We start from the raw sequence: 21282 nt of genomic DNA on the forward strand, positions 1-21282 counted from the left end.
CGCGGGTCAGCGGGCGAGGAGTCCGGGCAGGTCGGCGACGGACGCGAGGACGTGCGTGGCGCCGTCGGCGCGCAGCCGCGCCTCGTCGTGGGCGCCGGTGAGGACGCCGGCGACGACGGACGCCCCGGCGCGCACGCCGGTGAGCATGTCGTAGCCGGTGTCCCCGGCGACGGCGACCTGCTGCACGGAGCCGGTGCCGGTGCGCAGCAGCGCGGTGAGCACCATGTCGGGGTGGGGGCGGCCGCGGCCGGCGTCGGCGGGGCAGAGGGTGAGGTCGGCGAGGTCCTGCCAGCCGAGGGCGGCGAGGATGCGGTCCTGGGTGGCGCGGGAGAAGCCGGTGGTCAGGGCGACCGTGAGGCCTGCGGCGCGCAGGGCCTCGACGGCGTCGGCGGCGCCGGGCAGCGGCGCGCAGTGCCCGGCGTCGACGAGGTCGTGGTAGGCGGCCTCGAAGGCGCGGTTGGCCTGCCGGGCGCGGTCCTCGTCGCCGAGGAGGTGGCGGAAGACGGAGATCTTGGACTCGCCCATGGTGGCGCGGACGTGCGCGAGCATGCGGGCGCGTTCGGGGGTGCCGTCGGCGACGCCGAGGCCGTCCGCGGCGGCGGAGAAGGCGTGTTCGACGAGGCCGCCGTCGGCGACGGTGGTGCCGGCCATGTCGAGGACGACGAGGCTGATGTCGTGGGTCATGGTGCGCGGGGCCCTTACAGGTCGGTGAGGTCGGCGGTGGTCTCGGCGAGGGCGGGCGAGCAGGTCATGCCGCGTCCGCCGGGGCCGGTGACGATCCAGAGGCCGTCGTCGAGTCGTTCGCGGTGGACGACGCGGGTGGTGTCGGTGCACTGGGCGTAGACGCCGGCCCAGCGGCGGCGGATGCGGGGCAGCGGGCGGCCGAGCAGGTCCTCGGCGACGGCGGCGAGGTGCTCGTAGGGCTCCTCGACGGTGTCGAAGCCGAAGGGTTGGTCGTACTCGTGGGTGTCGCCGACGGTGAGGCTGCCGTCGAGGCGCTGCACCAGGAGGAGTTGCATGCGGTGCTCGGCGGCGACGGGCGGCTGGGGCCGGTGGGCGGCCAGGGCGTCGAGGGCGGGGCCCCGGTAGGCGGGGTAGTAGCGGAAGCTGTCGGCGTCGGCGACGGAGGTGGTGAGCGGCTCGTCCAGCGGGTCGGTCTGCATCATCTGCAACCGGACGCGGCGGACGGGGAGTTCGGGGGCGAGTTCACGGACGAGCCCGCCCGTCCAGGCGCCGGTGCAGAGGAGTACGAGGTCGCCGCGGTGGATGTCGCCGTGGTCGTCGCGGACGGCGGCGGTGCCGACGACGTCACGCACCTCGCGGCCGGGCAGGTAGGTGTAGCGGCCGCTCGCCTCCAGGGCGGCGCGGAGGGCGGGTTGGGCGGTGCGGGGTTCGACGGCGGCGTCGCGGGTGCAGTGCAGGGCGCCGAGGTGGCGGCCGCGCAGGGCGGGGTTGAGGGCCCTCGTCCCGGCGGCGTCGAGCAGGCGGTAGCCGCGCTCGTCGGCGTCGTCGCGCTTCAGAACCTCTTCGGCGACGGCGAGTTCGGCCTCGGTGCGGAGCACGGTGAGCGAGCCGTTGGGGCGGAACCCGACACCGGGGACGCGTTCGCCGATGCGCTGCCACAGCTCGCGGGCGCGCCGGGCGGTGGCGAGTTCCTCGCCGGACGCGCGGCCGCCGACCCAGACCAGGCCGAAGTTGCGGACGGAGGCGCCGCGGGCCTCGGCCTCGCGTTCCAGGTGGACGACCTCGTGGCCGCGTTCGACGGCCTGCCAGGCGTGCATGGTGCCGAGCACCCCGGCTCCTACGACGATGACTCTCATGCGTCCAGGCTGGGGCGCCGAGGTGTCCGCGGGCCGTCGGGGCGGCGGCCCGCGGGTGAACCGGGCCGTAAAGTTGTACAGACAACACCGCCGGGCTCAGGTGCGGGCCACCACTTCCAGCCGCCCGTCGTGCACCTCGGCGACCTGGTCGGCGAGCGCCAGGTGGCTGCGGTCGTGGGTGACGAGCACGGTGGCGGTGCCCTGCCGGCGGGTCAGGTCGGCGAGCAACTCGACGACGGCACGGCCGCGTTCGCTGTCCAGCGCACTGGTCGGCTCGTCGACGAGCAGCACGGTCGGCTGGTTCACGAGAGCCCGGGCGATGGCCACGCGCTGCCGCTGCCCGCCGGAGAGCCGCCCCGGCCGGCGCCCGGCCTGCGCGGCGAGGCCGACCGCGTCGAGCAGGTCGAGCGCACGGGCCCGGGCCGTCCGGGCGGGACGGCCCGCCAGGTGCGCCATCAGCTGGAGCTGCTCGACGGCGGTGAGCGAGGGCAGCAGGCCGGGCTGCTGGAAGACCAGGCCGATGCTGCGGCGGCGCAGCGCGGTGAGCGCCGCCCGGCCGAGCCCGGCGGTGTCGGTGCCGTCGACGACGACCCGGCCCGCGTCCGGGGTGACGAGGGTGGCGGCGACGGCGAGCAGGCTCGACTTGCCGGAGCCGGACGGCCCGGCCACCGCGGTCAGGCTGCCGCGGGGCACGTCCAGGCTCACCCGGTCGAGGGCGGTGAGGCGGGCCTCGCCGTCCGGGTAGGTGAGGGTGACGTCGGCGAGGTGCAGGCTCATCGGATGCCCCCCAGGGCGGTCAGCGGGTCGACGGAGGTGATGCGGCGGACGGAGAGCGCGGCACCGGCCGTGCCGAGCACGACCATGACCGCCGCGGGCCCGAGCAGCGTGGCGGCGTCGAGGACGAACGGCACGGCACCGCCGAGCAGCGCGCCCACCGCGGCGGCGACGGCGCTGCCCAGCACGGTGCCCGCGGTCAGCAGGACGAGGGCCTGGCCGAGCGCGTCCCGCAGGAGGTAGCCGGTGGAGGCGCCGAGCGCCTTCAGGACGGCGATGTCGGCGCTGCGCTGCACCGTCCAGATGCCGAAGAACGCGCCGACGACCAGCGCCGAGATCGCGAACAGGAACGCCCGCACCATCTGCAGCGAGCCGTTCTCCGCGGTGAACCCGCCGATCGCGGCGAGCGCCGCGGCGCGCGTCACGGTGCGGGTGCCGAGCCGGGCGTCGGCGGCGGCCGGGTCGGCGCCGGGGCGGGTGGTGAGCGCGACGACGGTCGCCCGGGTGCCGGGCTCCGCCGGGCCGGGGGCGACCGCCTGCCAGTCCGCGAGGCTCGTCCACACCACCGGGGTGTGGCTGTACGCGGCGTCGCCGGCGACCGCCCCGACGGTGAACGGGCGGCCGGCGAGGGTGATCCGGTCGCCGGGGCGCGCCGCGAGGCCGTCCGCGGCGGTGGCGGAGAGCACGGCCGTGCCCTCGCGCACGGCGGCGGGTGCCAGCGGCGATCCCGGGCGGACGCCGAAGGCGGAGACCGCGGCGGCCCGCGGCCCGGACCGCGCCCGGGTGGTGGTGATGCCGAGCGGTTCGGCGGCGGCGACGCCCGGCTCGGCCGCCCACGCCCGCCAGGCCGACTCGGGCAGGACGGAGTCCGTGAAGGACGGCCCGCGGCCGTCGGCGGGGGCGGCGAAGACGATCCGGTCGGCGGACAGACCGGTGATCGCGGAGGTGCTGCCCCGGGCCAGCCCCTCGGTGAGACCGGAGACCAGCCCGACCAGCACGGTGATCAGCACGACCACCGTGCCCATCAGGGCGAACCGGCCCCGGGCGAACCCGAGGTCCCTCCAGGCGACGAACATGCGGCGTGCTCCCTCTCGGCGGTGCACCGGGCCTCCCCCGGCGGCGTGCCCGGCGCATCGGTCGGCCGGGCAGGGCTGACACCCCCACGGTCTCCGCCGGCACCCTGCCGCCGCATCGCGCGGCGGTTCGCTCTCCCCGGATCGAAGGGCGGGGTGGCGAATCAACCTTTCGATCGATCGGCGGGCCCGGCCCGCCCGGGTACGGTGAAAGGACCATGACCCCTCGCGCCCTGACCCCCGTACCGCGCGCCGTCACCGGGTGCCTGCACCTGCTGACGGCCGGCCTGCTGGGGCTCGCCGCCGCCCGGGCGCTGGCCGACGGCGGTCCGGACGCGCTGCCGGCGGTCCTCGCCGCGGTGGCGACCGGCGCCGTGTACGCCGCCGGTCCGCTGCTGCCGTCCGTGGGCCGGAGCCGCGCCGCGACGGCCCTGTGGCTCGCCGTGCTCACCGCCGCCTGGCTCACCCTGACCGTACTCACCCGGGACGGCGTGTGGCTGGCCTTCCCGCTGTACTTCGTCGAGCTGCACCTGCTGTCGCGGCGGACCGGCCCGGCGGCCGTGCTGGCCACCGCCCTCGCCGCCGCGGCCGGTTTCGCCCGGCACCAGGACGCGCCGGGCGTCGCGGCGGTGATCGGACCGCTGATCGGCGCGGGCGTCGCGGTCGCCACCGTGGTCGGCTACCGGGCGCTGCACCAGGAGAGCGAGCGGCGGCGGCACCTCCTCGGCGAGCTGGTCGCGGCCCGCGCCGACCTGGCCGCCGCCGACCACGCCGCCGGGGTGCTCGCGGAGCGCGAGCGGCTGGCGCGGGAGATCCACGACACGCTGGCGCAGGGCCTGTCCTCGATCCAGCTGCTGCTGCGGGCCGCCGAGCGGGCGCTGCCCGGCGATCCCGCGGCGGCGCAGGGGCACGTCCGCGTGGCGCGCGAGGCCGCGCGGGACAACCTGACGGAGGCCCGCCGGTTCGTCCGGGCGCTCGCCCCGCCCGTCCTCGACGACCTGCCGCTGCCCGGTGCGCTGGAGCGGCTGTGCGCGACCTCCGCGGAGCGGTACGGCCTGCCGGTGCGCTTCACCCTCTCCGGGGACGCCGTCCCGCTGCCCGCGGCGTACCCGCCCGCCCTGGTGCGGGTGGCGCAGTCGGCGCTGGCCAACGCGGCGCAGCACGCCCGCGCCCGGAGCGTCGAGGTGACACTCAGCTACATGGACACCGAGGTCGCGCTGGACGTCGTCGACGACGGCGTCGGCTTCGACCCCGCGACCGCCCCGCCGGACGGGCCGCAGCACGGCTCCCCGGACGGGTCGTCCGGCGGGTCGCCGGACGGCTTCGGCCTGACCGCGATGCGCGCCCGGACGGCCGCCCTGGGCGGCACGCTGACCGTGGAGTCGGCCCCCGGCCGCGGCACCGCGGTGGCGGTGCAGCTCGCCGTCCCGCACGGCACCCTGCCCGGCCCGGCGGGTGCCCGCGGGGCCGTCCCCGTGCCGGCGGCCGCGGGCGGGGCGGTGCGGCCGTGACCGGCCCGATCCGGCTGCTGATCGCCGACGACCACCCGGTGGTCCGGGCCGGGCTGCGGGCCGTGCTGGAGACCGAGCCGGGGCTGGAGATCGTCGCGGAGGCCGCCACGGCCGAGCAGGCCGTCCGGCTCGCGGCGGAGCAGCCGGTCGACGTGGTGCTGATGGACCTGCGGTTCGGCGGCGGCATGACGGGCTGCGAGGCGACCGCCGCGATCACCGCCCGGCCGGGCGCGCCCCGCGTGCTGGTGGTCACCACCTACGACAGCGAGGCGGACACCCTCGGGGCGATCGGGGCCGGCGCGACCGGCTACCTGCTGAAGGACGCCCCGCCGGCCGAGCTGGCCGGCGCGGTGCGGGACGCCGCGGCGGGGCGCACCGCGCTCGCCCCGGCCGTCGCCGACCGGCTGATGGACCGCATGCGCACCCCCGCGGTCGCGCTCAGCCTGCGCGAGGTGCAGGTGCTGGAACTCGTCGCCCGGGGCCTGCCCAACCTGGAGGTCGCCCGGCGGTTGCACATCAGCCAGGCCACCGTGAAGTCGCACCTGGTGCACGTCTACGCCAAGCTCGACGTCGACTCGCGCACCGCGGCCGTCGCCGCGGCCACCGACCGCGGCCTGATCCGCCGCTGAACCCCTCGACCCCCTGCGGGTGGCGGCCCGGCGGCGGTGTCAGGCGCGGGCGCCCGCGCCGAGCAGGCCGCCGAACGGGCCGCCGCGGGCCCGCCCCACCAGGGGCTCCGCCCGTCCGGCGAGCAGGGTGAGCGGCACGGCGACGAGCACCCCGACGAGCGCCCCCGCCGCGACGTCGTGCGGGTAGTGCACGCCCACCCAGACCCGGGACGCCGCCATCGCCACCGCCGCGGCCAGGGCGGCCGCGCCCAGCCGGCGGTGCACCAGCCACAGCGACGCCGCCGCCGCGAAGGCGATCACCGCGTGGTTGCTGGGGAACGACCAGTCGCCCGCCACCGGGCAGCCCTCCAGGGTGGCCCGCACGGGCAGCTGCCGGCACGGCCGCACCTCCTCGATCACCCGCTTGAGCCCGGAGTTCACCGCGTACGCGGCGACCACGGCGAACGGCGCGGCCAGTGCCCTCGCCATCAGCACCGGGCCGGCCCCGCGCGCACGCGCCCAGCCGCACACCGTCAGCACCGCGAACAGCACGAGCCCGTACGCGGACCAGTCGGCGGCGAGCCGGTCGAGCCAGGGAGGCGCGGCGTCGGCCCAGCCGACGACCCGGGTGTAGAGGCCGCCGTCGATGCCGCTGCCGTCGAACGCGAGCGCGCCGGTGCCGCTGCCGGTACCGGGTGGGGCGGCCGTCACCGGCCACCGCCGGGGAGCGGCACGGGGAACGGGGAGCGAAGGAGGGGAGTCACAGGGACAACCAATACCAGACCGTCGGTGCACGACGGATCCTCCCGCAGGGCGCACGGCCGCCCGCGCGGGCCCCGGATCGCACCTCCACGCACCGGCGCCGGGCCTGCCGGGGCCCTGGCGGACCCTCGCCGCCGCGGATGAGAATTCCGTCACTCTGGGCATGTCCAGATCGAGCGGCCGTACCCTGTCCCGGGGACCGGGGACCGGAGACCGGGGAGACGACACCAGGGGCGGGGACGGGAATGCGCAGCACACGCCGGGCCGTCCAGACCCGCCCCGCGCCACCTACCGCCGCCGCCCTCGCCCGCACCCACGAACGCACCCTCGGCGGCCCCGCGTCCGACGGCGACGACGGCGGCGACGGCGGGGCGCTGCCGCCCCGGCCCGAGATCAACGACTCCTGGGAGCGGCTGCGCCGCCTCGGCCTCGACCCGGACACCGGCCGCAGCGTCCGGCGGATCGGCACCGCCGAGATCCAGCACCGGCGCCACGAGTCGCAGCTCGACACCGTGCTGCCGGTGCTGCGCACCACCCTCCTCGCCTCGGACGACGCCCCCGTGCTGCTCGCCATCGCCGACCCCGAGGGCCACCTGCTGTGGCTCGACGGTGCCCGGCACCTGCGCCGCCGCGCGGACGGCATCGGCTTCGAGAACGGCGCCCGCTGGACGGAGGACGAGGTCGGCACGAACGGCATCGGCATGGCCCTGCGCGTCGAACGCCCCACCGCCGTGCACTCCGCCGAGCACTACCTGCGCAGCCACCACACCTGGACGTGCGTCGCCGCCCCCGTGCACGACCCGCGCACCGGCCGCCTCCTCGGCATCCTCGACCTCAGCGGTCCCGCCCACCAGGTACAGCCCCACCTGCTGCGGCTCACCGCGACCGCCGCCCGCCTCGCCGAGGCCGAACTCCGGGCCGCCCAGCTGGAATCCCTGCACCGGCTGCGCACCCTCGCCACCGGGCTGCTCGCCCGGATCACCGACCCCGCGCTCGTCGTCGACGGCGCCGGCTGGACGGCCGCCGCCACCGGCCTGCCGCCCGTACGGCGCCTGCGCCCGCCCTCCGACGGCTGGCACAGCGGGACGCAGTGGCTGCCGACGCTCGGCCGGTGCGCGGTCGAACCCCTCGGCGGCGGCTGGCTGGTGCGTCCGCTCGACGGGTCCGCCGACGCGGTCGCGGAGCAGAGCACGGGCACCCGGGTGCACCTCGACCTGAGCCGCCCCGGACGGCCCGAACTCCGGGTCTCCGGCGCGGCCGGCGCCTGGTCGCACACGCCGAGCCCGCGCCACGCCGAGATGCTCCTGCTGCTGGCCGTCCGCCGCAGCGGGCTGAGCGCCGCCCAGCTCGCCGAGGCGCTCTTCGGCGACGCCGCCCGCACCGTCACCGTGCGGGCCGAACTCTCCCGGCTGCGAAGGCATCTGGGCGCGCTGCTCGACCACCGCCCGTACCGGCTGACGGACTCCGCGGAGGTGTCGGTGAGCGGGCCGGCCGACGTGGGGGACCTGCTGCCGACCTCGTCGGCGCCCGCCGTGCGCGAGCTGCGGGCCGGGCTGCTGGCCGGGACCGTACGGCTGCCGTGCGCGGCGGCCGGGTCGTAGGGCGGGTCCGACACGCCCTCGCGGGGCGCCGGGACCGGCCGGTCTAACCCGCCAGCAGGGCGGCGAGTTCGGCGTCGGTCGGGCCGCTGCCCAGCTCCTCCTCGGCGGAGAGCAGCGCGTAGGTGCGGTCCAGCCATGCCCGCACCTCGGTACGGGGGGCCTCCAGCAGGGCGCTGCCGTGCGGGGAGTCGAGCGCGACGTGCAGCGTCGCGCCGTGGCACGGGCAGTACGCGGGCCAGAGCTTGATGTCGCCCTGGCCGCTCAGCGTGTCCAGCCCGGTCTGGAGGAGTTCACGCGAGAACACCCAGTCCGCCTCGTCGGGACGTCCCAGGTGGAAGGTGAGCAGCACCTCGCAGGGCCGCTCCGTGTCGTACCTGAACCGGGTACGCACCTCTCCCACCTGGTCGTCGTCGAGCGCGATCCGCAGCGTCATCACCTCGTCCAGCACCGCGCGGGCGGTGCGGAAACGGCCCAGGTCGTCGCCCGTGGGGGTGGCGGCGATCGGGTCGGAGGGTACGGACAGCGGGTCGCGCGGCATGACGGTCTCTCCGAGGCGGCTGGGGTTCGGTCAAGCCTGCGGCACACCGGGACCGGAGGGCAACGGTTGCAAGGGGTTGCAGCACGGGCCGGTACCGATTGGACGGTCCGTCAGATATCCGCCACAGTAGGTCATTACGCTTAACACATTCCGTTGCGTCGCGGGTCTGGCGCCCCGTGCGGTGGCCGCTGGTACATTCGTCCCCCTGTCACGTCACGGCGGTCGAAGACCCACGGCGGACCCGGGCGCACCGGGCACCGTGTGGGGAGGAGGGGAGCCGGTGACGCTCCGCGAGGACATCGGTCCGGTCCGTGCGGCCGTGCGGTACGGGCGGCACAGCCGGCCCCGGCCGGTCGGCGGCAGGTTCCGGCTGCCCACCATCCGCTTCTCCGGCGCGGCGATGGCGATGTCGACCGTGGTCGGGATCAGCATCGCGACGACCTGGCTGCTGAGCGAGCAGCAGGGCGTCGGCCGCCGCCCCGGCATGTCGAACGTCGGGGCGAGCCCGCCGCTGCCCAGCCCGGACACCGCGCACCCCGCCCCCGCCGCGGCGACCGCGAGCAGCCGGCGCACCACCGCCGAGAGCCGTCCCCGTGCCTCCGCCGTGCCCGCCGCCGACCGGGGCGCCCGGCCCTCGGCCGGCCCGTCGGGCGCGTCCGGACCGCCCTCGGGCTCGCCGTCCCCTGGTACGCCCGGGCCGTCCGCCTCGCCGGGCGGGGCCCCCGCCGCCACCCCGGTGGCGGTCGATCCGGTCGGGCCGGCGCCGATCGCGCCGAAGCCGCCGACCGCGGACCCCGTCGCGAAGCAGCCCGCCACCGACCCGCTCTCCGGCCGCGCCGTGCTGGAGCTGATCGGACCGACCGGCACCCGGCACACCGTCGACCTGACGGTGCGCGAGGAGCTGACCGCGCTCCAGGTGGAGCTGCGGCTGGCCCGCCCGGACGTCCTGCCCGGCACCACCCCCGCCAGCACCCTGCCGGGCGTGGTCACCACCGTCTCGCAGGAGCACGGCACGCTCGTCTACCGCTTCACGCTGTCGGCGGGGCTCGGCCTCGCCCCCGGCCGGTACACCTTCGAGGTGTACGGCAGCCGCCCGCCCGCGCCGTCCGCGACGGCCACCCCGCCCGCGGGGGGCGGCAAGGCGACCGCCGCCGTGCACGAGACGTGGAGCGCCGCGGCGTTCGTGCCGCAGGGCAGAGAGCCGCACGCGGTCGCCGTCCGCGGCTCCTTCGACTGAGCCCGGGCGCCCTGCGGCGCCCGGGGCCGCGCCGGTTCAGCCGCGGTGCGTCAGCGCGCGCCGCAGGTCGTCCAGCTCGTCGGAGACCAGCCGGCGCAGGGTCGGCGTGAGGTCCGTCCGTGCGAGGCACTCCTCGGCCGCGCGCACCGTGCCGGGGCGGGCCGAACCGGACGGGAAGAGCACCTGGCCGAGCGCCCGGGCGACCGCGCCGCCGCGCTCGCCGGCCGACGGCACCTGCGCGAAGTACCGGTCCACGTAGCCCTGCCGGAGCTCCTCGGAGCCGGAGCGCCAGAAGCCGTCGGCGGTCGCCGCGAGCAGGTGGTTGGAGAGCAGGTCGGGGGTGAACAGCTCCCGCCAGGCCCGCTCCTTCGCGTCGGGGGACGGCAGCGCGGCCCGGGCCCGGGCCGCTCCCTGCTCGCCGGTGTCGCTGGGGTCGGCGGCGAGCTCCGCGGCGATCCGGTCCTCGCCCGCCGCGCCGCCGGCGGCCAGCTGCAGCAGCGCCGACCAGCGCAGGTCGTTGTCGAACGGCACCCCGCCGGGCAGGTCGCGGCCGTCCAGCCAGGCGTCCAGCACGGCCAGCCGCTCCGGGTCGCAGGCGGTGGCGACGACGCCGCGCAGCGCGGCGATCCGCAGGCTCTCGTCCGCCCCGGGGCGGTCGAGCAGGGTGCGGGCGGTGCCGCCGAGCCGCCGGAGGGCGTCCGGGCGGGCGGCCGGGTCGAGGTAGCGGGCGACGACGTGGTCGGCGGCGAAGCGCAGCACCGCCTCGACGATGGTCACCGCGGTCTCGGCGGGCAGGTGCGCGGCCACCAGGTCGAGGTAGCCGGCCGCGGGCAGCTCGCCGGCGCGGACGAGGTCGCGGGCGTGCTCCCAGAGCACGGCGCGGGTGAGCTCGTCCTCGATGCGGGAGAGCGAGGCGGCGGCGGTCGCCGCGGAGTGCGCGTCCAGCCTGACCAGCGCCCAGGTGAGGTCGCCGTCGTTGGGCAGCAGCAGTGCGGGGCGGGCCGCGCCGGCCAGTTCGGGCAGGGGGGTGCGTCCGCCGGCGGCGACGTCCGCGTCGAGCCGCTCGCGCAGCACGACGGCGCCGCCGTCCGCGGTGTCGTAGACGCCGACGCGGACCCGGTGCGGGCGGGTGCCGTCGTTGACCAGCACCGCCGAGGCGAGGGTGGTGCCGTCGGCCCCGGTCTCGACCTCGACGCGCAGCGTGTCGACGCCGCTGGTGCGCAGCCAGGCGTCGGCCCAGGCGGAGACGTCCCGGCCGCCGGCCTCGCCGAGCGCGGCGAGGAAGTCGGCGAGTTCGGCGTTGCCCCAGCGGTGCCGGGCGAAGTACGCGTTGAGGCCGGCGAAGAAGGCCTTGTCGCCGAGCCAGTGCACGAGCTGGCGGAGCACCGAGGCGCCCTTGGCGTAGGAGATGCCGTCGAAGTTGACGAGCGCCTCCGCGACGGAGCCCATGGCGGTCGCCGCCACCGGGTGCGTGGAGCCGCGCTGGTCGGCGTCGTAGCCCCAGCCCTTGCGCTTGACGGAGAACGAGGTCCAGGCCCCGGTGAAGCGCGTGGAGTCGGCGGCGATGCGGTAGCCGAGCATCTCGGCGAACGACTCGTTCAGCCACAGGTCGTCCCACCAGGTCATGGTGACCAGGTCGCCGAACCACATGTGGGCCATCTCGTGGCACACCACCATGGCCCGCATCTCGCGCTGCGGTTCGGTCGGCGCGGAGCGGAAGAGCAGCTCGTCGCGGAAGACCACGCAGCCGGGGTTCTCCATCGCGCCCCAGTTGAACTCGGGCACGAACGCCTGGTCGTACGAGCCGAAGGGGTAGCGCTCCTCGAAGAGGCCGTGCAGCCGGTCGAGGGAGGCCCGGGTGACGGCGAAGAGCTCCTCGGCCTCGCGGTCGAGCTCGGCGGCGAGCGAGCGCCGCGCGTACAGGCCCAGCGGGATGCCGTCGTGCTCGGCGCGCACGGCGTGCAGCGGGCCGCCGACCACGGTCACGAGGTAGGTGGAGACCGGTCCGACCGGGGAGATCTCCCAGCGGCCCTCGCCGAGCCGGGCGGAGGTGCCGTTGCCGATCACCGTCCAGTCGGCGGGGGCGGTCACGGTGAAGGTGAACGGCGCCTTCAGGTCGGGCTGGTCGAAGCAGGCGAACATCTTCGGCGCCAGGTCGGGCCCGCAGCTGGCGTAGACGTACGCCGCGCCGTCCGCCGGGTCGGTGAAGCGGTGCAGGCCCTCGCTGGTGCGCGAGTACGCCATGTCGGCCTCGACGACGAGTTCGTTCTCCGCGGCGAGGCCGGGCAGGGCCAGGCGGTTGCCGTCCAGGGCGGCGGGGTCGAGCGGGCGGCCGTTCAGCTCGGCGCGCAGCAGCGCGGACGGGTCGACGTCCACGAAGGAGTCCCGGCCGGGCTCCGCGCAGCCGAACCGGATCACGGTCGTGCTGCGGTAGAGGGTCCCGCCCCGGGTGAGGTCGAGATCGACGGAGTACGACCGCACGTCGAGCAGACGGGCACGGACGGCGGCCTCGGTACGTTGCAGAGCTGGCATCCCAGCACTCTCGCCGCTCCGGCGGGCCCGGGCAAGCGTGTTCTCCGAGAGCAGGAGGCAGCTGACAGCGGGTCACCCGGCGAGGGGCGGCCGGGGTGCCCTAGGGTGGCCCCGGGAGCGCCGGGGGCGCCCCCGAGGAGCGAGGAGGAGCACCGTGACCACGGTCCTGACCCAGGGCGGCAACGCCCCACTGAACGCGGCCACCGTGACCGTCGAGGTCACGGCACCGAAGGCGCTGGACGTCTCCGGCCTGCTGCTCACCGAGGCCGGCAAGGTGCGGTCGGACGACGACTTCGTGTTCTTCAACGCCCCGCACGGCCCCGGGGTCACGCACCGGCCCGCGTCCGGCGGCACCCCCGACGCCATCACCGTCGACACCGGCGCGGTGCCGGCCGGCATCGACAAGATCGTCATCACCGCCAGCCTGGACGCCGGTGCCACCTTCGCCGGCACCGAGCCCACCGCGACGCTCCGCGACGCGGCCACCGGCGCGGTGCTGATGACCTTCACCCCGCCGCGGCTCGGCCGGGAGACCGCCCTCGTCGTCGTCGAGGTCTACCGGCGGGCCGGCAGCTGGAAGGTCCGCGCCGTCGGCCAGGGCTACGACAACGGGCTGGCCGGCATCGCCACGGACTTCGGGGTGAGCGTCGAGGAGCAGGCCCCCGCGGCCCCGGCCGCCCCGCCGATGCCCGCCGCCCCGCCGTCGCCGATGCAGAAGCCCGCGGCGCCGCCGATGCCCCCCGCTCCCCCGGCCCCGCCCGCCGCACCGCCGTCCCTCACCAAGGTGACCCTCGACAAGGGCCGGGTGAGTCTGACCAAGGGCGGCTCCGTCTCGCTGGAGAAGGGCGGCAAGCCGTTCCTCTCCGCCGTCCGGATGGGCCTGGGCTGGGAGCCCGCCGGGCGCGGGCGCAACGTCGACCTCGACGCCTCCTGCATCGCCTTCGACGCGCAGCGCAAGCGCATCGAGACCGCGTGGTTCATGAAGCTGTCGATCTTCAACGGCGCCGTCGCCCACTCCGGCGACAACCTGACCGGCGCCGGCGCGGGCGACGACGAGTCGATCACCGTGCACCTCGACGGCCTGCCCGCCGAGGTCTGCGGTCTCGTCTTCGTCGTCAACTCGTTCTCCGGGCAGAAGTTCACCGACGTCAAGAACGCGTACTGCCGCCTCCTCGACGCGGGCACCGGCGAGGAGCTCGTGCGCTTCGACCTCACCCACGCCGAGTCGCGCACCGGCGTCGCCATGTGCAAGCTCGTCCGCCAGTACTCCGGCGAGTGGGTGATGACCGCCCTGGAGCACTACGTCGACTCCAAGACCGCCCGGGGCATGGTCGAGCCGGCGTCGTCGATGCTGTGACCCTCGGCGCCCCCGGGGAGGGGGCGCGGAACGCGCCGGAGGGGACGGGCACCCACACGCCCGTCCCCTCCGCGTCGCTCCCCCGTGTCCTGCGGCAGGCCGCCCGCGTCAGCCGCGGGTGGCCATGGCGCGCAGGAAGAACGTGAGGTTGGCGGGGCGCTCGGCGAGGCGGCGCATGAAGTAGCCGTACCACTCCTGGCCGTACGGGAGGTAGACGCGCACGGTGTTCCCGGCCTCGGCGAGGCGCAGCTGCTCCTCGGGGCGGATGCCGTAGAGCATCTGGTACTCGAAGCTGTCGCTGCCGCGCTTGTTCCACTCGGCGAGCTGGCCGGCGATCCGCACCATGTGCGGATCGTGGGAGGCGACCATCGGGTAGCCGTCGCCGCCCATGAGCACCTTGAGGGCGCGCACGTAGGCCAGGTCGACGGCCTTCCTGCCCTGGAAGGCGACGGACTCGGGCTCCTTGTAGGTGCCCTTGCACAGGCGCACGCGGGAGCCCGCGTGGGCGAGGTCGCGGCAGTCGGCCTCGGTGCGGCGCAGGTAGGCCTGGAGGACGACGCCGAGCCACGGGAAGTCGGCGCGCAGGTCGCGGGCGATCCCCAGGGTGGAGTCGGTGGTGGTGTGGTCCTCCATGTCGAGGGTGACCGTGGTGCCGGCGCGGGCGGCGGCCTCGCAGATGCGGCGGGCGTTCTCCAGGGCGATCTTCTCGCCGTCGTCCGGGAGGAACTGGCCGACGGCGGAGAGCTTGACGGAGACCTCGGCGTCGGCGGCGAGGCCGGTGTCGGCGAGGGCTGCCAGGAGGTGCTCGTACGCCTCCGCGGTGCCGGCCGCCTGCGCGGCGTCGAGGGTGTCCTCGCCGAGGTGGTCCAGGGTCACCTTGCGGCCGGTGGCGACGAGTTCGGCGGTGGCCGCGATGCCCTGGTCGAGGACGTCGCCGGCGACGAAGCGCTGCACGATGGCCTGGGTCGGCGGGAACTTCTCGACGACGGTGCGCACCTGCGGGGAGCGGGACGCGGCGAGGAGGGCGGAACGGAGCATCGGTGACTCCTGGGCTTTCTTCCAAAGGGGTGGTGAAGAGGGGTGGGGGCGGCGGCCGGGGGTGGGGCCGCCGCCCCGGGTGGCACGGGGTGGTCAGCCCATGTGCGGGTAGCGGTAGTCCGTGGGCGGGACGAGCGTCTCCTTGACGGAGCGGGTGGACGTCCAGCGCATCAGGTTCTGCTTGGCGCCGGCCTTGTCGTTGGTGCCGGAGGCGCGGCCGCCGCCGAAGGGCTGCTGGCCGACGACGGCGCCGGTCGGCTTGTCGTTGATGTAGAAGTTGCCGGCGGCGTGCCGCAGCACGTGCATGGCGTGCTCGACGGCGGCACGGTCCTGGGCGATGATCGAGCCGGTCAGGGCGTACGCGGAGACGGCCTCCATCTGGGCGAGCATGGCGTCGTAGGCGTCGTCCGCGTAGACGTGCACGGCGAGGACGGGGCCGAAGTACTCGTCACGGAAGTACTCGGACTCCGGGTCCTCGCAGACGAGGACGGTCGGGCGGACGAACCAGCCGACCGAGTCGTCGTAGCCGCCGCCGGCCAGGACCTCGACCTGCGGGTCGGCCTTGGCGCGGTCGATGGCGGCCTTGTTCTTGGCGAAGGAGCGGTCGTCGATGACGGCGCCCATGAAGTTCGACAGGTCGGAGACGTCGCCCATGGTGAGCCACTCGACCTCGTCGCGGAAGTCGTCCTTGATCTCGGCCCAGATCGAGGCGGGCACGTACGCGCGGGAGAGCGCGGAGCACTTCTGGCCCTGGAACTCGAAGGCGCCGCGGGTCATGGCGGTCTTGAGGACGGCCTTGTCGGCGGTCGGGTGGGCGACGAGGAAGTCCTTGCCGCCGGTCTCGCCGACGATCCGCGGGTAGGTGCGGTAGTTCGCGATGTTCGCGCCGACCTCGCGCCACAGGTGCTGGAAGGTGGCGGTGGAGCCGGTGAAGTGGATGCCGGCGAGCGCGGGGTGCTTGAGCGCGACCTCGGAGACGGCGAGGCCGTCGCCGGTGACCATGTTGATGACGCCCTTGGGCAGGCCGGCGGCCTCCAGCAGCTGCATCAGGTAGTGCGCGGCGAACTGCTGGGTGGGGGACGGCTTCCAGACGACGACGTTGCCCATCAGCGCGGGCGCGGTCGGCAGGTTGCCGGCGATCGCGGTGAAGTTGAACGGCGTGATCGCGTAGACGAAGCCCTCCAGCGGGCGGTGGTCGCTGCGGTTCCACACGCCCTCGGAGGAGACGGGCTGCTCGGCGATGATCTGCCGGGCGAAGTGCACGTTGAACCGCAGGAAGTCGACCAGCTCGCACGGGGTGTCGATCTCCGCCTGCTGGACGGTCTTCGACTGGCCGAGCATGGTGGCGGCGGCGAGGGTCTCCCGCCAGGGGCCGGCCAGCAGGTCGGCGGCGCGCAGGAAGATCGCGGCGCGGGAGTCGAAGGAGAGCGCCTGCCAGGCCGGGGCCGCGGCGAGGGCGGTGTCGACGGCGTCGCGCGCATCGTCCTGGGTCGCGTTGCGCAGCGTGCCGAGGCGGGCCGCGTGGTGGTGCGGCTGCACGACGTGGAACTCGGAGCCGCCGCCCATGCGGCGCTCCCCGTCGATGGTCATGGTGAGCTGGAGCGGCTCCTGGCCACCCAGCTCCTTCAGCCTGGCCTCCAGTCGGGCCCGTTCGGGGCTGCCCGGGGCGTAGCTGCGGACCGGCTCGTTCACCGGCGCGGGGACCTGGGTCACAGCATCCATGGCGCGCACGCTCTCCTTCTCGTCATGGGGCCGACGAGGGTCGCAGGTCGGCCATGGGGCCACGCTATTCCCGGCGGCGGGCCCCCGTGATTGGCCGGGCCGCCAAAGTGCGGCCGATACCCTTGTACGTGTGAACAGAACCGCCGACCGGCCGACAGCACGCGGCCCGCGGGGCGCCGTCCGGTGACGGTGCCCGCCGCCGGGCTGCCGCTGCGGCAGCTGCTGATGTCCCTGGGCGAGCCGCTCGTCGAGCTGCAGGCCGCTCCGGCGGGCCTGGACGTCCCCGTGCGGGACGTCGCGATCCTCGACCCGGAGGACGAGCCGACCGCGGGCCCCGGCGAGCTGGTGCTGGCGATCGGCGCCCGCGGCCGGGCCGCGCTGCCCGCGCTGCGGGCCGCCGGACGGGCCGGGGCGGCGGCCGTCGCCGTGAAGCTGGACGCCCCGGGCCAGGCGGCCGCGCTGCGCGAGGCCGCGACGGAGGCCGGGGTGGCACTGCTGTCGGTGCGCCGGGAGACCCGCTGGGAGCACCTGGACACGCTGGCGCGGATGCTGATCGCCGGTCCGGACACCCCCGAGGCGGCCGAGCCGGACGCGGGCGACCTCTTCTCGCTCGCGCAGACCGTCGCCGTGCTCACGCACGGCGTGGTGTCCGTCGAGGACACCTCCAGCCGGGTGCTGGCCTACTCGCGGTCCTCCGACTCCGACGAGCTGGACGACCTGCGGCGGCTGTCCATCCTCGGCTGGCAGGGCCCGGAGCCGTACCTGTCGAAGCTCCGCGAGTGGGGCGTCTTCCAGCACCTGCGCGGCTCCGACACGGTGATCGAGATCGACGCGCACCCGGAGCTCGGCATCCGGCGGCGGCTGGCGATCGGCATCCGGGCGGGTGCGCAGCCGCTGGGCACGATCTGGGTGCAGGAGGGCGCGCAGCCGCTCGCCGCGCAGGCGGAGCAGGCGCTGGTGGGTGCGGCCCGGGTGGCCGCCGGCCGGCTGGTGCGGCGGCGGCGCGAGCTGTCGGCGGACGTCCGCCTGTCGCAGACGCTGCTGACCGGTCTGCTGGAGGGCTCGACCGGCCCGCAGTCGCTGGCCACCCACCTCGGGCTGGGGCTGCGCCGCCCGGCGGCGGTGCTGGCGTACGCGGCGTACGCGCCGTCGGAGGGCTCCGACCTGGAGCTGTCCCGGGCCGAGGTGACCGGCCTGATCCAGGTGCACGCGGCGGCGCGGCACCGCGGCGCCCTGCTCGCGCCGGTGGAGTCGCGGGTGTACGTGCTGCTGCCGGACGTGCCGTCCGAGCTGCCGGCGGCGACGCTGCGCGGCTGGGCGCAGGAGGTCGTCGACGCGGCCCGCGAGCACCTGGGGGTGCGGCTGCGGGCGGCGATCGGGCCGACCGTGGACGGGCTGGCGCGGGTGCCCGACTCGCGGGCGCAGGCCGACCGGATCCTGGACGCGATGGGCCGCGGCGGGGTTGCGCCGGAGGTCGCGGCGCTGAGCGACGTGCAGGCGGAGGTGCTGGTCAGCGAGGTGCTGGCGCTGCTGCAGGACCACCCCGGCCTGCGCGACCCGCGGATCGCCGCGCTGGCCGGCTACGACCGGCGGCACGGCACCCGGCTCGCCGAGTCGGTGCTGGCCTGGCTGGACGCGCTGGGCGAGGTGCGGGTGGCCGCGGACGCCCTGCACATCCATCCCAACACGCTGCGGTACCGGGTGCGCCGGGCGGAGCAGCTGACCGGCCTCGACCTGGCGCAGCCGCAGCAGCGGCTGCTGGCGATGCTGCAGTTGCGGCTGCCCGCCGAGGACGCCTGAGGGGCGTCGACGGCGGGCGGCGGCGCACCCGTCCGGTCAGTGGCGGCGCAGGCGGTGCCACGGGCCGGTGATGGCGAGCATGACGCCCGGCTCCTGGATGTTGGCGAAGAGGGTGTCGCCGTCCTCCGAGAAGGTGACGCCGGTGAACTCGCTGTACTCCGGCTCCTCCTCGGTGCCGAGGTTGAGCTCGTTGCGGGCGATCGGGAAGGTGCGGCCGTCGTCGGTGGTGCCGAAGAGGTGCTGCTGGCCGGCGCCGTCCTCGGCGATGACGAGGCCGCCGTGGGGCGAGACGGTGATGTTGTCGGGGCCGTCGTAGTTGCCGTTGTCGGCCCAGACGTCGGCGTTGACCCCGAGCAGCACCTTCAGGGTGACGGTGCGGCGGGCCGGGTTGTAGAACCACACCTGGCCGTCGTGCTGGACGGGGCTCTCCTCGCGGGCGTAGCTGGCGACGAAGTACGTGCCGCCGTCACCCCACCACATGCCCTCCAGCTTGCGGGAGCGGGTGATCTCGCCGTCCTTGAACTGCTTGCGGACGGAGACGGTCTTCGCGTCGCGGTCCGGCACCCTGACCCAGTCGACGCCGTAGGTGGTGCCGATCTCGGTGGCGCGGGAGAGGTCGTCGACGAGCTTGCCGTGCGAGTCGAAGCACTTGAAGGCCTCCAGCACGCCCGCGTCGTCGGCGAGGGTGCGGAGCTTGCCCTTGCCGTGGCGGAAGCCGGCCGGCGGGGTCCAGCGGTAGAGCAGGCCGTTGGGGCCGGAGGCGTCCTCGGTGAGGTACGCGTGGCCGCGGCGGGGGTCGACGACGACGGCCTCGTGCGGGTAGCGGCCGAACGCCTTGACCGGCTTCGGGTCGCGGTTGGCGTCCTGGTCGTGCGGGTCGACCTCGAAGATGTAGCCGTGGTCCTTGGTCATGCCGTTCTGGCCGGCCCTGTCCTCGGTCTCCTCTCCGGACAGCCAGGTGCCCCACGGGGTGGTGCCGCCCGCGCAGTTGGTGGAGGTGCCGGCGATGCCGACCCACTCGGTGACCTTGCGGCCGTGCCGGGGCACCTCGACGACGGTGCAGCCGCCGGCCGCGGCCGGGTCGTAGACGTGACCCTCCAGCAGCGGCACCGGGTGCGGCCAGTTCTCCCGCTTGCCCTTGAGCTCGTGGTTGGTGACGAGGACCGTCGCGCCGTGCCGGCCCTCGAACGCGGCGGTGCCGTCGTGGTTGCTGGGCGTGGACTCGCCGGTGACGAGGGTGGTCCTGCCGGTCTGCGCGATGATGCGGTACTCGAAGCCCTTGGGCAGGGCGAGCACGCCCTCCGGGTCGGAGACCAGCGGGCCGTAGCCGAGCGCGCCGTGCGCGCCCTTCGCCGCGGGGGCGTCGCCCCCGGCCGGGGCGGCGATCGCGCCCGGGGCGGTGGCCAGCACCTCGGCGCTGCCGGCGACGAGCACGCCGGCGCCGAGCATGGTCGAGCGGTTCACGAAGTCCCGGCGGGACAGCGACATGTGGTCTCTCCAGTGGTGTCGGGGGAGGTGCGGCGCGAGCAGACTCGACGCCGGGGATGAACCGGGCGTGAATCCCGGGCTGCGGACGGGTGGTGTTTTGCCGTCCTCATGCGATCCCTCGACCTGCCCGCCACCTGGGCCGACACTCCGACAAGCACCGGATCAGCGCAGGGAGCGCTCTCTGCGCCACTGCTCCCAGGCGGAGAGCCACGCCTCCTCGGCGCCGGACGCGCCCACCCCGTCGCCGCCCGACCGCAGCCGCGCCCAGGCCTGCTGCGCGGGCAGGCTCGCGACCTCGCTGGCGAAGGCCGTCCAGCGCACGACCTCGGCGACCGCGGCCTCGCCCTCGGCGGTGCCGACCAGCCAGTCCGTCGTCCGGGCGAGCCGCGCCAGGTGGTCGGCCATCACGGAGACCGCGGCCTCGGCCTCCTCGCGGCTCTCCGTGGCGAGCCGCATCTGCTGCCGCACGGCGGCCTCCCGGAGTTCCGCGCCGGCCTCGCCGCGCAGCCGCCGGGGCAGCCGGGCCGGCCGCTGGGCGCGCAACTGCGCCTCCAGGGCGAGGGCTTCGGCGATGCGGTGGTCGACGACGGCGCGGTGCGCCTCCAGGCCGACGGGCGACGGCAGTTCGCGCTCCCGGACGGGCACCCGGCCGGCCGCCAGCCGGTCGGCGACCCGGCGCAGCTGCGCGGTGCGGCCGCGGACGTACGGGTCGAGGTCGCCGACGCGGTGGAGCTCGACCGCGCCGGGGGCCACCCCGCGGCCGGTGACGGTGAGCACGAGGCCGTCGACGCGCAGGCGTCCGCACCAGACGGGGCACTCCCAGCCGTCCTCGGTGCCGTCGTCGACCCGGTCGCCGGGCGGCCTGCGGTCCTCGTGGAGCTGGACCGCGCACGGCTCGCCGTCGACGCTGATCCACTCGCGCAGGGCGCGGACCCTCCCCGGCCCGTCGCCCTCGTCGATGCCGGCCTGCTCGTAGACCCGGTCGCGCTCGTCCTCGACGACGTCCTCCAGGTCGGGGAGGGCCAGGGCGAGTTCGGTGCCCGGGCGGTGCGTGCGCACCGAGACGTACGGACCGTGCGGCGACGCCCAGTCGCCGCAGCCGAGCTCGACCCAGTCGGGGCAGCCGTCGGCCGCCGCCCACGCGGCGAGCGTGCACCGGTCCTCGGTGTCCCCGGCGGGGGCGGCGCCGAAGAGCGGGAAGTCCGCGTCGGCGAGAGCCCGCCGGGCCCGCTGTTCGTGCTCGGCGTAGCAGGCCTCGGGGTCCTGCGGCCTGCTCCTGCCGTGCCTGTTCATGCTCCGCCGTACCCCCGCGTCCTCGCACCCGCCGTCCGGCCGCCGCCCGCCGGGCCCCGCCCGGCCGCCGCGCCGCGATGGCCCCACGATACGGGCCCCGACGCCTGCCGGGCCATCAACCCGCCCCG

17 protein-coding genes are annotated in these 21282 nt (G+C 76.0%); 6 read left to right on the forward strand and 11 right to left on the reverse strand.

All coding sequences use genetic code 11. The annotated features are described in order from the left end of the window. Positions 1–6: 6 nt before the first annotated feature. The 4 genes from OG335_RS12430 to OG335_RS12445 form a co-directional block, all read right to left on the reverse strand. Positions 7–684, reverse strand: coding sequence for a phosphonatase-like hydrolase (locus OG335_RS12430; protein ID WP_405011158.1), 678 nt, complete (start codon positions 682–684; stop codon positions 7–9). A gap of 14 nt (positions 685–698) precedes the next feature. Next, complete coding sequence (locus OG335_RS12435) at positions 699–1820, reverse strand: TIGR03364 family FAD-dependent oxidoreductase (RefSeq protein WP_405011159.1); 1122 nt, start codon at positions 1818–1820, stop codon at positions 699–701. A gap of 96 nt (positions 1821–1916) precedes the next feature. Then, a complete protein-coding gene (locus tag OG335_RS12440) occupies positions 1917–2597 on the reverse strand; it encodes an ABC transporter ATP-binding protein (protein ID WP_405011160.1) in 681 nt (226 codons plus the stop codon). Next, positions 2594–3670, reverse strand: coding sequence for an ABC transporter permease (locus OG335_RS12445; protein ID WP_405011161.1), 1077 nt, complete (start codon positions 3668–3670; stop codon positions 2594–2596). Before OG335_RS12445 ends, OG335_RS12440 begins: the two co-directional genes overlap by 4 nt. Positions 3671–3885: 215 nt before the next feature. On the opposite strand from OG335_RS12445, the gene OG335_RS12450 reads away from it, so the two are divergent. Both OG335_RS12450 and OG335_RS12455 read left to right on the forward strand, forming a co-directional pair. After that, on the forward strand, positions 3886–5178 hold the full coding sequence (locus tag OG335_RS12450; protein ID WP_405011162.1) for a sensor histidine kinase: 1293 nt from the start codon (positions 3886–3888) through the stop codon (positions 5176–5178). Beyond that, the gene (locus OG335_RS12455) at positions 5175–5807 is read left to right on the forward strand and encodes a response regulator (RefSeq protein WP_405011163.1); all 633 of its coding nucleotides are present in this window, start codon (positions 5175–5177) and stop codon (positions 5805–5807) included. Before OG335_RS12450 ends, OG335_RS12455 begins: the two co-directional genes overlap by 4 nt. A 39-nt stretch (positions 5808–5846) precedes the next feature. Here the strand turns inward: OG335_RS12455 and OG335_RS12460 are convergent, their stop codons facing one another. Further along, positions 5847–6497 (reverse strand): phosphatase PAP2 family protein, encoded by a 651-nt coding sequence (locus tag OG335_RS12460; RefSeq protein WP_405011164.1) that lies wholly within the window; start codon positions 6495–6497, stop codon positions 5847–5849. Between the two features lie 296 nt (positions 6498–6793). Here OG335_RS12460 and OG335_RS12465 point away from each other — a divergent pair, with 296 nt between their 5' ends. Further along, positions 6794–8149 carry a GAF domain-containing protein gene (locus OG335_RS12465; protein ID WP_405011165.1) on the forward strand — a complete coding sequence of 452 codons (1356 nt, stop codon included), beginning with the start codon at positions 6794–6796 and terminating at the stop codon, positions 8147–8149. Positions 8150–8192: 43 nt separating this feature from the next. Here the strand turns inward: OG335_RS12465 and OG335_RS12470 are convergent, their stop codons facing one another. Then, a complete protein-coding gene (locus tag OG335_RS12470) occupies positions 8193–8687 on the reverse strand; it encodes an SsgA family sporulation/cell division regulator (protein WP_405011166.1) in 495 nt (164 codons plus the stop codon). Between the two features lie 280 nt (positions 8688–8967). Here OG335_RS12470 and OG335_RS12475 point away from each other — a divergent pair, with 280 nt between their 5' ends. Beyond that, the gene (locus tag OG335_RS12475; RefSeq protein ID WP_405011167.1) at positions 8968–9924 is read left to right on the forward strand and encodes a hypothetical protein; all 957 of its coding nucleotides are present in this window, start codon (positions 8968–8970) and stop codon (positions 9922–9924) included. A 36-nt stretch (positions 9925–9960) separates the two neighbouring features. On the opposite strand, the gene pepN is transcribed toward OG335_RS12475, so the two are convergent. Continuing rightward, the gene (pepN, locus tag OG335_RS12480) at positions 9961–12456 is read right to left on the reverse strand and encodes an aminopeptidase N (protein ID WP_405011168.1); all 2496 of its coding nucleotides are present in this window, start codon (positions 12454–12456) and stop codon (positions 9961–9963) included. Between the two features lie 166 nt (positions 12457–12622). On the opposite strand from pepN, the gene OG335_RS12485 reads away from it, so the two are divergent. Continuing rightward, a complete protein-coding gene (locus tag OG335_RS12485; protein WP_405015370.1) occupies positions 12623–13813 on the forward strand; it encodes a TerD family protein in 1191 nt (396 codons plus the stop codon). A gap of 108 nt (positions 13814–13921) precedes the next feature. On the opposite strand, the gene OG335_RS12490 is transcribed toward OG335_RS12485, so the two are convergent. Together OG335_RS12490 and pruA are read right to left on the reverse strand one after the other, a co-directional pair. Next, positions 13922–14851, reverse strand: a complete 930-nt coding sequence (locus tag OG335_RS12490) for a proline dehydrogenase family protein (protein WP_405011169.1) — start codon at positions 14849–14851, stop codon at positions 13922–13924. 93 nt (positions 14852–14944) lie between these two features. Then, positions 14945–16573: an L-glutamate gamma-semialdehyde dehydrogenase gene (pruA, locus tag OG335_RS12495; protein WP_405011170.1), complete on the reverse strand. Its 1629-nt coding sequence runs from the start codon at positions 16571–16573 to the stop codon at positions 14945–14947. Between the two features lie 183 nt (positions 16574–16756). Here pruA and OG335_RS12500 point away from each other — a divergent pair, with 183 nt between their 5' ends. Then, positions 16757–18373 (forward strand): PucR family transcriptional regulator, encoded by a 1617-nt coding sequence (locus OG335_RS12500; protein ID WP_405011171.1) that lies wholly within the window; start codon positions 16757–16759, stop codon positions 18371–18373. Positions 18374–18409: 36 nt separating this feature from the next. Here OG335_RS12500 and OG335_RS12505 read toward each other — a convergent pair whose 3' ends face one another. Continuing rightward, complete coding sequence (locus OG335_RS12505; protein ID WP_405011172.1) at positions 18410–19861, reverse strand: alkaline phosphatase PhoX; 1452 nt, start codon at positions 19859–19861, stop codon at positions 18410–18412. A gap of 162 nt (positions 19862–20023) precedes the next feature. Then, positions 20024–21154, reverse strand: coding sequence for a hypothetical protein (locus OG335_RS12510; protein ID WP_405011173.1), 1131 nt, complete (start codon positions 21152–21154; stop codon positions 20024–20026). Positions 21155–21282: the final 128 nt, after the last annotated feature.

This window comes from Kitasatospora sp. NBC_01539, assembly GCF_045040525.1.
GTDB lineage: Bacteria > Actinomycetota > Actinomycetes > Streptomycetales > Streptomycetaceae > Kitasatospora.

Coding starts and splice junctions, on each gene's coding strand:
- OG335_RS12430 (WP_405011158.1), bottom strand. CDS start 684: ATGACCCACGACATCAGCCTCGTCGTCCTCGACATGGCCGGCACCACC.
- OG335_RS12435 (WP_405011159.1), bottom strand. CDS start 1,820: ATGAGAGTCATCGTCGTAGGAGCCGGGGTGCTCGGCACCATGCACGCC.
- OG335_RS12440 (WP_405011160.1), bottom strand. CDS start 2,597: ATGAGCCTGCACCTCGCCGACGTCACCCTCACCTACCCGGACGGCGAG.
- OG335_RS12445 (WP_405011161.1), bottom strand. CDS start 3,670: ATGTTCGTCGCCTGGAGGGACCTCGGGTTCGCCCGGGGCCGGTTCGCC.
- OG335_RS12450 (WP_405011162.1), top strand. CDS start 3,886: ATGACCCCTCGCGCCCTGACCCCCGTACCGCGCGCCGTCACCGGGTGC.
- OG335_RS12465 (WP_405011165.1), top strand. CDS start 6,794: ATGCGCAGCACACGCCGGGCCGTCCAGACCCGCCCCGCGCCACCTACC.
- OG335_RS12470 (WP_405011166.1), bottom strand. CDS start 8,687: ATGCCGCGCGACCCGCTGTCCGTACCCTCCGACCCGATCGCCGCCACC.
- pepN (WP_405011168.1), bottom strand. CDS start 12,456: ATGCCAGCTCTGCAACGTACCGAGGCCGCCGTCCGTGCCCGTCTGCTC.
- OG335_RS12490 (WP_405011169.1), bottom strand. CDS start 14,851: ATGCTCCGTTCCGCCCTCCTCGCCGCGTCCCGCTCCCCGCAGGTGCGC.
- pruA (WP_405011170.1), bottom strand. CDS start 16,573: ATGGATGCTGTGACCCAGGTCCCCGCGCCGGTGAACGAGCCGGTCCGC.
- OG335_RS12505 (WP_405011172.1), bottom strand. CDS start 19,861: ATGTCGCTGTCCCGCCGGGACTTCGTGAACCGCTCGACCATGCTCGGC.
- OG335_RS12510 (WP_405011173.1), bottom strand. CDS start 21,154: ATGAACAGGCACGGCAGGAGCAGGCCGCAGGACCCCGAGGCCTGCTAC.